Below are 13,854 nucleotides of genomic sequence, written 5' to 3'. Positions count from 1 at the left end.
CGATGACAGGCGCAAGGGTGCGGACGGTGCTGTGCGCGATGGCGATCGCCGCGCTGGCACTGTCCGGGTGTACCGGCCGGCAGGACGCCGCCGGAACGTCGACGGCCGCCACCACGACGGTCTCGCGGCCGGTAAACGCACCGGCTTCGGCTCCCGTGAGCAGCGGGCCGGCGGGGCTCACGGGGTGGCCCGGGCAGGACAAGATCACCGAGGAAGCCATGGTGTCGGCGTTGTTCACCAACGAGGAGATTTCCACGGTGTTCGACACGGAAGTCGCCAAGGCCAACAAACGGGAGAAGCCCTTCACGGCCACGGAGTCTGATGACGCGGGGTGCAATGTGACGCAGGGGCTCACCGTGGAATCGGTGGGCAAGGAGTACGAGACGTTCCGAGGAACCGAGATGTTGCTCGGAGACGCCACGAACCCGGATGCGCAGGTCTATCAGGCAATCGCGGCGTACAAGGACAAGGACTCCGCCCAGGAGCAGTTCTCGACGGCAGCCGACGAGATCAAGGAATGCGACGGAAAGACGTACAACTTCACCGATCCCGGCGGGCGCAAGGTGCCTGTGGCGGTGTCTGTCTCGTTGTCGAACGCCAAGAAGGTGAATTGGGCCCTCACGTACGGGCCCAGTAAGTATCGCTGCTTCGTGTCCTACAACGGCGTCGCCAATGTGATTGTGCAGACGCAGGTCTGCGCACGAAGCAATTCAAAGCAGCTGGTGCAGAAGATGGCCGACAGGATTGTCGACAAACTGCAGCTGAGCTGACGAGCTACCCGGATCCAGTGGGGACTGGGCCCGGGCGGGGGACGAGAGTGGCGGCCCGACCATCGGGGGGCCGGCCGACATCTCTCGAAAATGAGCTCGGGTGGGCGTACGGGGGTTGCGCCCACCCGAGTCTCACAGATTCTGTAGGCGAACCTGCCCGCGTGCGATTGTGCGGTTCTGATCATCGGCGATGGTGACGAGCCACAGCTGCTGACGACGGCCCCGATGTATCGGCGTCGATGTCGCGGTGAGCGTGCCGGTTGAGATGGCGCGCAGGAAATCGGTGTTGTTGTTGACGCCGACCACCGCACTCTCCTCCCCCAATACGTTGGCACGCCAGATGTAGGCGGACACGCTGGCGACGCTTTCGACCACCGAGCAGTAGACGCCACCGTGCACGATCCCGTTGGGTTGCAACAGGTTTTCGGTGACGGTCAGGGTGGCCGACACTCCCTCGGGTGTCAGCGAGGTGTATTCGAGCCCCACGAGCTTGTCGAAGGGCGCGGTGGGCATCTGGCTGAGGTGCTCCGGCGTGTCTGGCATTCGACGTTCATATCAGTGCGGCACCCGGTAACGAAGAAGTGCCCCACCTGCCGAGGCAGGTGGGGCACTTCCTTCGAGTGGACCGGGGGTCTCTGCAGCCCTCAGGACTCCGGCGCGGTCCGGGTGTCTGGTCGCGCTGTAGCGCGTTCGACGTTTCTAAGGATAGGCAAGGCTGCCCTAAATTGCAAGGGCCTTGTGGCGGACCGGCAATCCGAGTGTCATGAAGCGGTCCAGGATCGCCTGTCCGCGCCGCATCCCATCGGTCTCACTGGAGCGGGCCAGCAGCGGAACATGGGTCGCCGCACCCACCACGGTCGAGCCCACGAGTTGCCACATCTGGCCGATTTCCATTGTTCCGGAACTGATCTGCGACAGGCGTGTGAACAACGGAGCCAAGGCGCGATGGCACCGGTGCGCCGTCCACGCGGCCAGTGCGTCCTCGCCGGGGAACACCACAACCTGCTCGCGGTCCCGATCCGGATCGTTGGGCAACACCCGCAGCGTCGGGTCCACGACGCCCGCCCAGTCGATGCAGCCCTCGGAATCGAAATAGACCCATAAGTTGCCCAGGCCCGGATCCCAGGCGCGCCCCTCCAGGACGACCAGGGCAACCAATCGACCGACCACGGTGTGCACGAGCGCGTCCGCGAGCTGATGAACGGCGACCGCATCGCTACCGGTCTCTTCGATGGCGCGGGCGTACATCCGCTCCAGGCGGTCGGTGTTCAGGGCGCGTGCCAGCGGCCACCATCGGCGCCGGCCGACATCGGACATGACGGCGACACCATAGGCCCGAGGGCACTCGGGATACAGCTCGCGAAGCCGGGCGCTCGATTCGTGCAGCGGCAGTGATTGGCGAATAGACATCCCGGCGATCAGCGGATCGTCGGCGATAAGGCTCCTCGTCGAAGAGCATCGATCAATGGCCAGTGTCACAGTTGGCAGCCTCCCTTCACGTAGACAAGATAGGTAAGCCTAACCACATGTAGGATGACATCGCCAGGTGCGGGTGTTGTGACTGCCCTCACCAAAGCTCCTGATCATCGGGCAGTGTTGACGAATTCCGCCCACATGGTGAGACCGGATCGAGCGCTGGAACAAAGACCGAGTTCTAGATCGTTGGCTGTCAGAAGTAGTACGACTGGATGTAGTACGGCATTGCGTCGGAGGTGAACGTAGAATGTTCGGAATGGCACGCCTGGGCGAACTTGAACGCGCGGTGATGGACCATCTCTGGTCGTCCCCCGAGCCCCAGACTGTGCGTCAGGTCCACGAGGCATTGTCGGCGCGGCGTGACCTCGCCTATACGACCGTGATGACCGTGTTGCAACGTCTCGCGAAAAAAGATCTGGTGGTGCAGCACCGCGATGATCGCGCGCACCGCTATGCGCCCGTGCACGGCCGGGACGAGCTGGTCGCGGGCCTGATGGTGGATGCGTTGGCGCAGGCCAACAACTCTGGTGCCCGCGAGGCCGCGTTGGTGCACTTCGTGGAGCGTGTCGGCCCCGATGAGGCCGATGCACTGCGCCGCGCACTGGCCGAGCTCGAAGCGAAAGATCCATCTGCTGGCGGTCGCCCCACCGCGTAAGGGACACTAGTTATGTGTCCGCCCTGGCGTTCGCGATACTCGCGCTGCTGCTGACCGGTCCCGTACCGGCGTTGCTTGCGCGTGCGCGCTGGCCATACCGCGCGCCACGTGCCGCGATGGTGCTGTGGCAGGCCATTGCCGCGGCCGCAGTTCTCTCCGCATTCAGTTCAGGGCTGGCGATCGCGAGCAGACTTCTCGTACCTGGCCCGGATGGCCATCCGACCGCCACGATCACCGGTGAAATCGACCGCCTTGGTTGGGGTCTGTGGCTGCTCTACGTCACGGTGTTCGCGATCACGATCCTTATCGGTATCCGGCTCATGGTGTCGGTGATCCGAGTCGGGGTACGCACCCGCCGTCGGCGTGCCCACCACCGCGCCGTCGTCGACCTGCTGGACCACAAGCGGTATTGCGAGAACTGGCGCGGCGGCTACGACATCCATCGTCGCCGCGACCACGACCTGCGGGTATTGGAAGTCGACGAGCCCTTGGCCTATTGCTTACCGGGAGTGCGCAGCCGGGTGGTCGTCAGCGAGGGAACGCTGAGCACGCTGGGGCACAACGAGGTGACCGCGATCGTCGCGCACGAGCGTGCTCATCTACGCGCGCGCCACGACCTGGTGCTGGAAGCCTTCACCGCAGTCCACGACGCCTTCCCGGTCATCGTGCGCAGCAAGAACGCGCTGGAAGCGGTCAAGCTGCTCGTCGAACTGCTTGCCGACGATGCCGCGGTGCGGACGGCCGGGCCGACTCCCCTGGCCCGCGCGCTCGTCGCGTGTGCCGGTGGGCCGACCCCGGTCGGAGCGATGGCCGCCGGCGGGCCGACGACCCTCATCCGGGTCCGCCGTCTGGGCGGGGACGGCAACAGCCTGCTGTTGTCGTGCAGCGCCTATAGCGCCGCTGCCGCCATCCTCGTGGTGCCGACGCTGGCCGTGGTGATCCCGTGGTTCACCGAACTTCAGCGCCTGTTCAGCTAGTAACCCGCGAGTAGGTGACCCGCGCTCGCGGGCCGAAAGCGACTACGCGAGAATCGGCGAAGGGCCGCGTGCATGAAGAGCATTCGGTTCAGATGAGCCGCTTGCGTGAAGAGCGAACGGTTTTGGTGCACAACACGTCAACGAAGGGATGTGCTGGTGACGGCTGCAGACGGCTCGGCGCAGGGTAAAGCTCAGATCGGTGTGACGGGCCTGGCCGTCATGGGATCGAATATCGCGCGGAACTTCGCACGGCACGGATACACGGTCGCCCTGCACAACCGATCGGTCGCTAAGACCGACGCATTGCTCGCCGAGCACGGATCCGAGGGCAGCTTCGTTCGCAGCGAGAGCATCGAGGAGTTCATCGCGGCGCTCGAGCGCCCGCGCCGCGTGCTCATCATGGTCAAGGCCGGTGATCCCACCGACGCGGTCATCAACGAGCTCGCCGACGCCATGGAGCAGGGCGACATCATCATCGACGGCGGCAATTCCCTGTACACCGACACCATCCGCCGGGAGAAGGCGATGGCCGACCGCGGCTTGCACTTCGTCGGTGCGGGTATCTCCGGTGGCGAAGAGGGCGCCCTGAACGGTCCCTCGATCATGCCGGGCGGCCCGAAGAAGTCGTACGAATCCCTCGGCCCGCTGCTGGAGGAGATCTCCGCGCACGTCGACGGTGTGCCCTGCTGTACCCACATCGGCCCCGACGGCTCCGGCCATTTCGTGAAGATGGTGCACAACGGCATCGAATACTCGGACATGCAGCTGATCGGCGAGGCCTACCAGCTGCTGCGCGACAGCCTCGGCATGAGTGCACCGGAGATCGCTGACGTCTTTACCGAATGGAACAAGGGCGAGCTGGAGAGCTATCTGATTGAGATCACCGCAGAGGTGCTCAAGCAGGCTGACGCGAAGACCGGCAAGCCCCTCGTCGATGTCATCGTCGATGCCGCCGAACAGAAGGGCACCGGCCGCTGGACCGTGAAGTCGGCCCTGGACCTCGGCGTGCCCGTCACCGGTATCGCCGAGGCGGTTTTCGCGCGTGCACTGTCCGGTTCGCGCCCCCAGCGCGCCGCCGCGGCCGGGTTCACCTCCGGCGCGTTGGGCGAGAAGCCAAGTGATGCAAAGCAGTTCGTCGAAGATGTACGCCAAGCGCTGTACGCGTCCAAGATCGTGGCGTACGCGCAGGGTTTCAACCAGATTGCCGCAGGTAGCGCCGAGTACGGCTGGAACGTCAACCCCGGTGACCTCGCCACCATTTGGCGGGGTGGCTGCATCATCCGCGCACAGTTCCTCAACCGCGTCAAGGACGCCTTCGCCGACGAGCCCGACCTGGCCACACTGATCGCCGCGCCCTACTTCCGGGCAGCCGTCGAAAACGGCATCGACAGTTGGCGTCGTGTCGTGGTGGCGGCGACGCAGCTGGGAATTCCGGTTCCCGGCTTCGCCTCGTCGCTGTCGTACTACGACGGTCTGCGCACCGATCGTCTGCCCGCCGCCCTCACTCAGGCGCAGCGGGACTTCTTCGGCGCGCACACCTATGAGCGTGTCGACGCCCCCGGCAAGTTCCACACGCTCTGGAGCGGCGACCGCAGCGAGGTAGAAGCCTAAACAGGGCGCAGAAGGAGAGCGATACTGTGCGGTTTCTAGACGGGCAGCGACCACCGTACGACCTCACCTACGACGATGTCTTCGTGGTGCCGAACCACTCGGATGTCACCTCGCGGTTCGATGTCGACCTGACCACCGCCGACGGCACCGGCACCACGATCCCGATCGTGGTGGCCAACATGACGGCGGTGGCGGGGCGGAGGATGGCCGAGACCGTCGCTCGCCGTGGCGGAATCACCGTGCTGCCCCAAGATCTTCCGGTGGAAGCGGTCGCACAGACCGTCGAATTCATCAAGAGCCGTGATCTGGTCTACGACACGCCCGTGACCCTGGCTCCGGACGATTCTGCCGGTGAGGCGGTGGCCCTGATCCACAAGCGCTCGCACGGGGCCGCGGTGGTACTCGAGGACGGCAAGCCGCGAGGACTCGTCACCGAGGCCGCATGTACCGGCATCGACAGGTTCACCCGCGTACGCGACATCGCAACCGCCGACTTCGTCGCGGCCCCGACAGGGACCGATCCGCGGGCGATCTTCGACCGCCTGGCCGAGGCTCACGTACCGGTGGCGGTGCTGACGCGACCGGACGGAACCATGGCGGGAATCCTCACCCGTACCGGGGCGATCCGGGCGGGTTTGTACACGCCGGCCGTAGACGCGAGTGGACGCCTACGGGTCGCCGGTGCCGTCGGCATCAACGGCGATGTCCGCGCCAAGGCGACCGCCCTGGCGCAGGCCGGGGTGGATCTGCTGGTCATCGACACCGCGCATGGACATCAGCAGAAGATGATCGAGGTGCTGACGTCGGTCGCGAAGTTGTCGCTGGGTGTGCCGATCGCGGCGGGCAATGTGGTGTCGGCGCAGGGCACCCGGGATCTGATCGCGGCCGGCGCGGACATCGTGAAGGTGGGCGTGGGCCCGGGCGCCATGTGCACCACCCGGATGATGACCGGAGTGGGTCGCCCGCAGCTGTCGGCAGTCATCGAATGTGCAGCCGCGGCAAGGGAACTCGGCGCCCACGTGTGGGCGGACGGCGGGGTTCGGCACCCGCGGGATGTCGCGCTTGCACTCGCCGCGGGTGCCGCCAACGTGATGATCGGTTCCTGGTTCGCGGGCACTCACGAATCGCCCGGCGATCTGCAGCTCTCGGCCAGTGGCCGGCGCTACAAGGACAGTTTCGGGATGGCGTCCAAACGCGCCGTGGCTGCCCGCACCGCCGGTGACAGCGCCTTTGACCAGGCCCGTAAGAGCCTGTTCGAAGAGGGCATCTCCACGTCACGAATCGAATTGGACCCACAACGGCCCGGTGTCGAGGACCTCATCGACCACATCATCTCCGGCGTGCGCAGCACCTGCACATATGTCGGGGCACGCACGCTGGCCGAGCTGCACGAACGGGTGGTTCTGGGTGTCCAGTCCGCCGCCGGATTTGCCGAGGGACGCCCGCTTCCCGAAGGTTGGTGACCATCCTCCCCGATGGTTGAGTACCTGCGGGCCATCTGCACCGTTACCATGAGCCTCACGATGGTCACACCGTGTGATCACTCAACCTAAGGGGCCAGCCAGCGGTGACGCTCTTATTCACCGGGCTGAGCTTGCTTGCGTTCGTGGCGCTGACCGCGGGGACGGCACTCTTCGTGGCGGCCGAGTTCTCCCTGACCGCATTGGAACGAAGCTCCATCGAGGCACGCGCCAAGACCGGTGACGGCCGAGACAGGTTAGTCAAACGGGCACACAGCACGCTGTCGTTCCAGCTGTCCGGCGCCCAGCTCGGCATCACCATCACCACGCTTGTCACCGGGTATTTGGCCGAACCGGTGATCGCGCGCCTGCTCACGCAGGTGATCGGGTACACCGGGGTGGCCGTCAGCAGCGCCATATCGCTGGCGCTGGCGCTGATCCTCGCCACCTCGATATCGATGATTTTCGGCGAGCTCGTCCCCAAGAACTTCGCGCTGGCACGTCCCATCTGGACCTCACGCGCCACCGCGGGCCCGATGGTGCTGTTCTCGGCAGTATTCGCCTTCGCGATCCGGGCATTGAACGGAATCGCCAACTGGGTGCTGCGACGCATGGGCATCGAACCCGCCGAAGAGCTGCGCTCGGCGCGCTCGCCCCAGGAGTTGGGCTCGTTGGTGCGCACCTCGGCCCGCAGCGGTGCACTGGACGAAACCACCGCGGTACTGGTGGACCGCTCGTTGCGATTCGGGAGCCGTACGGCTGAAGAACTCATGACCCCGCGCACCGAGATCGAATCTCTCGAAGCGACGGACACCGTTGCCGACTTGGTTGCCATCGCCGTGGACACCGGCTTCTCACGGTTCCCGATCACCGAAGGCGACCTGGACGCGACGATCGGCATCGTCCACGTGAAGCAGATCTTCGAGGTGCCACGGGAGCAGCGCGCCACGACCACCCTGGCCAGCCTGGCCCGGCCCGTCGCGGTAGTGCCCTCCACCCTCGACGGCGATGCCGTGATGGAGCAGGTGCGGGCCAACGGCATGCAGACCGCACTGGTGGTTGACGAGTACGGCGGCACCGCCGGGCTGGTGACGGTCGAGGACATGATCGAAGAGATCGTGGGTGATGTCCGAGACGAACACGATGACGCCACCCCCGACGTGGTGTCCTCCGGCGGCGGCTGGGTGGTGTCGGGTCTGCTGCGGATCGACGAGGTTGCCGCCGCGACCGGATACCGCGCCCCCGAAGGCGAGTACGAGACGATCGGCGGCCTGGTGCTACAGGAGCTCGGTCACATCCCGACGGTCGGCGAGACCGTCGAGTTGTCCGCGGTGGTGCCGGACCATCCGTTCGCGGAGTTGCCCCGCTGGCGGGCTCGGGTGGCGAGCATGGATGGCCGCCGGATCGACCAGATCGAGCTTGTCGAGCTGACCGACGCCGACGGTCGGGGGGAATGACCGCGATGGGCAGCGACATACTTGGCGTACTCCTCACCGCCGCAATGCTTTTGGCGAACGCCTTCTTCGTCGGCGCCGAATTCGCGCTCATCTCCGCTCGCCGGGATCGACTCGAGGCGCTGGCAGAGGCGGGAAAGAAGCGCGCCGTGACCGTGATGATGGCCGGTCAGAACCTGTCTCTGATGCTCGCCGGAGCCCAGCTCGGTATCACGATCTGTTCAATCCTGTTGGGCCGCATCGGAGAACCGGCCGTGGCACATCTTTTGGAGCGGCCATTCGAGCTGCTGGGCGCGCCACCCGCCCTCACGCACACCATCGCATTCGTCGTCTCGCTGTCCATCGTGGTGTTGTTGCACGTGCTGCTCGGCGAAATGGTGCCCAAGAACATCGCCATCGCGGGGCCAGAATCCGCGGCCATGCTGCTGATTCCGCCGTACCTGGTTTACATCCGGCTGGCACGGCCCCTGATCGCCTTCTACAACTGGTGCGCCAACACCGCCTTGCGGCTGGTCAAGGTGCCGGTAAAGGACGAGCTCGAGGTTACCGTGTCCACCGTGGAGCTTTCCGAGATGATCGCGGAGTCGCTGTCCGAGGGGCTTCTCGACGAGGAGGAACACACCCGGTTGCGTCGCGCGCTACAGATCCAGCACCGTGTGGTCGCGGACGTGGTCGTGCCCGCTAACCAGATTCGATCCATCGCGGTATCGGGTTCAGCGCAGGCGCCTTCGGTGACCGCCGTGGAGCGCGTGGTGGCGGAAACTGGTTACTCACGTTTTCCAGTCATCGGGCCCCACGGGGATTACCTCGGCTATCTGCACATAAAGGACGTCCTGACCATGGGTGACGATCCGGACGCGATTGTCGACCCCGCATTCATTCGACCGCTCCCACGTCTGCACGGCTCGGTTCCACTGCCGGAGGCACTGTCGGCACTACGTCGCAGCAACAGTCATCTGGCCCTCATGTCGACCACCGACGGCAGCGTAGTGGGCCTCGTCACACTCGAGGATTTGGTGGAGGATCTCGTCGGCACCGTGCGTGACGGAACTCACCGCATATAGAGCGGTTTCGGGGTACATGGCTACCAGTGAGTAGGATCAATGTTCACCGAATCGCAAGAGCGTCCGGTCCCAGACCCCCTAACAACACAGAGGAGTTGCGATGAGTGATCGCGTCGATGTGGGCAACCTTCGCGTGGCGCGGGTGCTGTACGACTTCATCACCAACGAGGCCCTTCCGGGCACCGGTGTGGATGCCGACGCTTTCTGGGCCGGGGTCGACAAAGTAGTGACCGATTTGGCTCCGCGGAACCGCGAGCTTCTCGAGCGGCGGGACGACCTGCAAACTCAGATCGATCGCTGGCACCGGCAGCGCGCCATCGAGCCGCTGGACCAGTCGGCGTACCGGGAGTTCCTCACCGAGATCGGGTACCTGGTCCCCGAGCCCGAAGATTTCACCATCACCACCGCCAACGTGGATGACGAGATCACCACGACTGCCGGGCCGCAGCTGGTGGTTCCGATCCTGAACGCTCGCTTCGCACTCAACGCCGCCAACGCGCGCTGGGGCTCCCTGTACGACGCGCTCTACGGCACCGATGTCATCTCCGAGGCCGATGGCGCCGAGAAGGGCTCGTCTTACAACAAGATCCGCGGCGACAAGGTCATCGCCTACGCCCGCGAGGTTCTCGACGGCGCGGCCCCGCTGGCGGGCGGCTCCTGGAAGGACGCCGTCGGCCTGAAGATCGACGACGGTCAGCTGCTCGTCGAGCTGGGCGACGAGCTCTCGGTGGGGCTGCAGAACCCCGATCAGTTCGTCGGCTACACCGGCAAGCTGGGCAAGCCGCAATGGTCGGTGCTGCTCGTCAACCATGGCCTGCACATCGAGGTTCTGATCGACCCCGACTCCCCCATCGGATCCACCGACAAGGCCGGCATCAAGGATGTCGTGCTGGAATCGGCGATCACCACGATCATGGATTTCGAGGACTCCGTGGCTGCTGTGGACGCCGAGGACAAGGTGCTCGGGTACCGAAACTGGCTGGGACTCAACAAGGGTGATCTGTCCGAGGATGTTTCCAAGGGCGGCAAGACATTCACCCGGGTGCTCAACGAGGACCGCGTGTTCAACACCCCGGACGGCAAGGGCGAGCTGACCCTGCCGGGCCGCAGCTTGCTGTTCGTCCGCAACGTCGGTCATCTGATGACCAATGACGCCATCGTCGATGCCGCGGGCAACGAGATGCCCGAGGGCATCCAGGATGCTTTGTTCACCAGCCTGATCGCCATCCACGGTCTGCGTTCCGGCAAGAAGAGCGGCCCACTGAAGAACAGCCGCACCGGGTCCATCTACATCGTGAAGCCCAAGATGCACGGGCCCGAGGAAGTGGCCTTCACCGCCGAGCTGTTCGGCCGTGTCGAAGAGGTGCTCGGACTGCCGCACGCCACCCTCAAGGTCGGCATCATGGACGAGGAGCGCCGCACCACCGTCAACCTCAAGGCCGCCATCAAGGCCGCCTCGGATCGGGTGGTCTTCATCAACACCGGCTTCCTGGACCGCACCGGCGATGAGATCCACACCTCGATGGAAGCCGGCCCGATGTGCCGCAAGGCCGTCATGAAGTCGCAGCCGTGGATCCTGGCGTACGAGGACCACAACGTCGACACCGGACTGGGTGCCGGTTTGGCCGGTAAGGCGCAGATCGGTAAGGGCATGTGGGCCATGCCCGACCTGATGGCGGACATGGTCGCGCAGAAGATCGCGCAGCCCCGCGCGGGAGCCACCACCGCCTGGGTGCCATCGCCCACTGCCGCGACGCTGCACGCGCTGCACTATCACCAGGTCGACGTCAAGGCTGTGGACCAGGAGCTCGCCGGTAAGCACCGCGCCGAACTGGAGTCCCTGCTCACCATTCCGTTGGCCGAATCGCGTCATGACTGGACCGCGGAGGACATCCGCGAGGAAATCGACAACAACTGCCAGTCGATCCTGGGTTACGTGGTCCGCTGGATCGATCAGGGCGTCGGCTGTTCCAAGGTTCCAGACATCCACGACGTGGCGCTCATGGAAGACCGGGCAACCTTGCGTATCTCCAGCCAGCTGCTGGCCAACTGGTTGCGTCACGACGTCATCACCGACGCCGACGTGGTCGAGGGACTCAAGCGGATGGCACCGGTTGTCGATCGGCAGAACGCCGGCGACAAGGACTACCGCCCGATGGCTCCGGACTTCGACAGCAACATCGCCTTCCAGGCCGCCAAGGAGCTGATCCTCGAGGGTAAGGACCAGCCGAACGGATACACCGAACCGATCCTGCACCGGCGTCGCCGCGAGTACAAGGCCGCGGCGGCCAAGTAGCGGACGGATTGCCTGACGTGCCTGGACCTCGTCGGGGGTCGTTGCCGTCCCGGCCTGTTGAGTGTCGGTTTGGCTGCGGTTTGGTGTCGCGTGCCGTGGTTCACGGGGTCTGAGACAGTAGACTCAGGCCGACGCACAGCAGGGCTCTCATGCAGCCGCTGGACAAGTACTTAGACACGATCAGAAGGGTCGCGACAACACATGGGCAGGCACAGCGCATCTGGGTCAGGTAGCCCAAACGATCGCGACGACAACGACGGTTGGGATGCCGATGCGGCGCCGGATTACGAATCGGCCTCCGGCTCCGAGAACTCTGGCTCCGAAACCTCCGGCTCCGAGTTCGACACGGGTAGCTGGCAGCGGTCGCATCGCAGCGGTGGCAGCAACTGGGGTGTCAGCAAGGGGCTGATCGGAGCACTCGCGGCCGTACTGGTGGTCGCGGTATCCATCGGACTGTGGTGGTACTTCGACCGGCGGACCACCGACAACCAGGCAGAGGCATCTGCCACCTGTGTGCACGGCGACAACGCCATCGCCGTGGTCGCCGACCCGTCGATCGCGGACCGTATCGGTGAGCTGTCCGAACGGTTCAACAAGAAGCACGAGGTGATCGGCGACTACTGCTTCACCGTGTCGGTGCGTCCGGCGGACACGACCAACGTGATCAAGGGGCTGACGGGTCAGTGGCCCGCCGAGCTCGGTGATCAGCCGGCCTTGTGGATCCCGGGCAGCTCGATCTCCTCGGCACGTCTGAAGGCCGCTTCCAAGACCAACATCGTCAATGACAGCCGGTCTCTGGTCAGCACCCCCGTCGTCATCGCGACGACACCCCGGCTGCGTCAGGCCATTCCCAGTGACAAGAGCTGGGCGGATGTGCCTGCGCTGCAAAATGTTCCGAACTCGCTCGACGGCGTCGGTCTGCCCGGCTGGGGTTCGCTGCGGTTGGTGCTGCCGTCGAGCGGTAATGGCGATGCGGCGCAGCTCGCCGCCGAGGCGGTGGCCGCGGCCAGCGTTCGCCCCGGCGACTCGCCCGAGCTCGGCGCGGGTGCGGCCGCATCGTTGACCGCCGCAGCTCCCAAGCTGCCCGCGAACAACTTGTCCGACGCCATCGGCGCGCTGCTGGACGGCGGCGAGCAGCCCGGTGCCGCCGTGCACGCGGTGGTGACCACCGAACAGCAGCTCTATGCCCGCACGCGTAGCAATGGCGACGCCAAGAAGGTGATTGCCGCATGGCAGCCCGCCGGAGCGACACCGATCGCCGACTATCCCACCGTTCAACTGGACGGTCCGTGGCTCTCCGAGGAACAGCACACCGCGGCAAGTCAATTCGCACGTTTCCTTGGAGACAAAGAGCAGCTCAAGGATTTGGCGGCCGCCGGTTTCCGCGCCGAGGGCGCGGATCTGCCCAGCAGCGATGTGGTGAGTTTCGCCAAGGTCGACAAGCCGCTGAGCATCGAGGACAAGATTCGGGTCGCGCTCGCCGATGGCACCTCAACCGGCGCCGGGGCCACCACCATCATGCTGGATTCCTCGTTGTCCTCCGACGCGGTGAAGCTGTCCGATGTGACCGGGGCGCTTGCCAACCGGGTACGCACCATCGCCCCGAGCTCGGGAGTCGGGCTCTGGACCTACGACGGCCGGGAAGGCAATACCGTCGTGCGGCTGGGTACCGCCTCCGACGATGTCGAAGGTGTGCCCAGGTCGCAGAGTGTGGCCGACGCGTTGACGGCGCTGCAGCCGACCTCCAACGGTGCGGTGGCGTTCACCACGTTGCGCAACGTGTACCAGGAAGCGGTCAACAGCTTCCGGCCGAATCAGGTCAACTCGGTGCTGATCGTGGCAGGCCGCTCGCATACCGACCAGAGCTTGGACAGTGCCGGCCTCATCGACACGATCAATCGTCAGAAAGATCCGGCGAGACCGGTTCGGATCAATGTGATCGACTTCGGCAACGACTCCGATCAGCAGACCTGGCAGGCGTTAGCTCAGCAGACCGGCGGCGCCTACCAGAACCTGGCGGCCTCGAACAGCCCCGAGCTGGCCGGAGCCATCACCCGCTTCGTGTCGTAACGTCGTCCTCTGCGAGTGGGC

11 protein-coding genes are annotated in these 13,854 nt (G+C 65.2%); 9 read left to right on the top strand and 2 right to left on the bottom strand.

The genetic code is table 11. The features are described from left to right. Positions 1-2: 2 nt before the first annotated feature. Positions 3-770 carry a sensor domain-containing protein gene (locus MSTE_RS11585; RefSeq protein ID WP_408645891.1) on the top strand — a complete coding sequence of 256 codons (768 nt, stop codon included), beginning with the start codon at positions 3-5 and terminating at the stop codon, positions 768-770. Between the two features lie 132 nt (positions 771-902). Here MSTE_RS11585 and MSTE_RS11580 read toward each other — a convergent pair whose 3' ends face one another. Both MSTE_RS11580 and MSTE_RS11575 read right to left on the bottom strand, forming a co-directional pair. Then, a complete protein-coding gene (locus tag MSTE_RS11580; RefSeq protein WP_096501323.1) occupies positions 903-1,313 on the bottom strand; it encodes a PaaI family thioesterase in 411 nt (136 codons plus the stop codon). A gap of 177 nt (positions 1,314-1,490) precedes the next feature. Beyond that, positions 1,491-2,249: a hypothetical protein gene (locus MSTE_RS11575; RefSeq protein ID WP_057968267.1), complete on the bottom strand. Its 759-nt coding sequence runs from the start codon at positions 2,247-2,249 to the stop codon at positions 1,491-1,493. A gap of 244 nt (positions 2,250-2,493) precedes the next feature. Between MSTE_RS11575 and MSTE_RS11565 the strand changes: the two genes are divergently transcribed. From MSTE_RS11565 to MSTE_RS11530, 8 genes are all read left to right on the top strand, one after another. Next, entirely contained in the window at positions 2,494-2,901 is a 408-nt protein-coding gene (locus MSTE_RS11565) for a BlaI/MecI/CopY family transcriptional regulator (RefSeq protein WP_030097958.1), read from the top strand. A 14-nt stretch (positions 2,902-2,915) separates the two neighbouring features. Further along, positions 2,916-3,878 carry a M56 family metallopeptidase gene (locus MSTE_RS11560; RefSeq protein ID WP_096501321.1) on the top strand — a complete coding sequence of 321 codons (963 nt, stop codon included), beginning with the start codon at positions 2,916-2,918 and terminating at the stop codon, positions 3,876-3,878. Positions 3,879-4,034: 156 nt separating this feature from the next. After that, positions 4,035-5,489 (top strand): NADP-dependent phosphogluconate dehydrogenase, encoded by a 1,455-nt coding sequence (gene gndA, locus MSTE_RS11555; protein ID WP_096505758.1) that lies wholly within the window; start codon positions 4,035-4,037, stop codon positions 5,487-5,489. A 26-nt stretch (positions 5,490-5,515) separates the two neighbouring features. Next, the gene (locus tag MSTE_RS11550) at positions 5,516-6,952 is read left to right on the top strand and encodes a GuaB1 family IMP dehydrogenase-related protein (RefSeq protein ID WP_096501319.1); all 1,437 of its coding nucleotides are present in this window, start codon (positions 5,516-5,518) and stop codon (positions 6,950-6,952) included. Positions 6,953-7,056: 104 nt separating this feature from the next. Further along, positions 7,057-8,406: a hemolysin family protein gene (locus MSTE_RS11545; RefSeq protein ID WP_057963447.1), complete on the top strand. Its 1,350-nt coding sequence runs from the start codon at positions 7,057-7,059 to the stop codon at positions 8,404-8,406. 5 nt (positions 8,407-8,411) lie between these two features. Beyond that, complete coding sequence (locus tag MSTE_RS11540; protein WP_096505757.1) at positions 8,412-9,467, top strand: hemolysin family protein; 1,056 nt, start codon at positions 8,412-8,414, stop codon at positions 9,465-9,467. A gap of 100 nt (positions 9,468-9,567) precedes the next feature. After that, positions 9,568-11,763, top strand: coding sequence for a malate synthase G (locus MSTE_RS11535; protein WP_096501317.1), 2,196 nt, complete (start codon positions 9,568-9,570; stop codon positions 11,761-11,763). Positions 11,764-11,964: 201 nt separating this feature from the next. Next, positions 11,965-13,833 carry a vWA domain-containing protein gene (locus tag MSTE_RS11530; RefSeq protein WP_096501315.1) on the top strand — a complete coding sequence of 623 codons (1,869 nt, stop codon included), beginning with the start codon at positions 11,965-11,967 and terminating at the stop codon, positions 13,831-13,833. Positions 13,834-13,854: the final 21 nt, after the last annotated feature.

This window comes from [Mycobacterium] stephanolepidis (genome assembly GCF_002356335.1).
GTDB classification, from domain to species: Bacteria; Actinomycetota; Actinomycetes; order Mycobacteriales; family Mycobacteriaceae; genus Mycobacterium; species Mycobacterium stephanolepidis.
The sequence above is the reverse complement of the archived record's forward strand: the minus strand, read 5'-3'. Positions and strand labels throughout refer to the sequence as shown.

Bases quoted from the DNA above. Each gene is read 5' to 3' on its own strand.
- MSTE_RS11540 (WP_096505757.1), top strand. From the start codon at position 8,412: ATGGGCAGCGACATACTTGGCGTACTCCTCACCGCCGCAATGCTTTTG.
- MSTE_RS11530 (WP_096501315.1), top strand. From the start codon at position 11,965: ATGGGCAGGCACAGCGCATCTGGGTCAGGTAGCCCAAACGATCGCGAC.
- MSTE_RS11585 (WP_408645891.1), top strand. From the start codon at position 3: ATGACAGGCGCAAGGGTGCGGACGGTGCTGTGCGCGATGGCGATCGCC.
- MSTE_RS11580 (WP_096501323.1), bottom strand. From the start codon at position 1,313: ATGCCAGACACGCCGGAGCACCTCAGCCAGATGCCCACCGCGCCCTTC.
- MSTE_RS11535 (WP_096501317.1), top strand. From the start codon at position 9,568: ATGAGTGATCGCGTCGATGTGGGCAACCTTCGCGTGGCGCGGGTGCTG.
- MSTE_RS11565 (WP_030097958.1), top strand. From the start codon at position 2,494: ATGTTCGGAATGGCACGCCTGGGCGAACTTGAACGCGCGGTGATGGAC.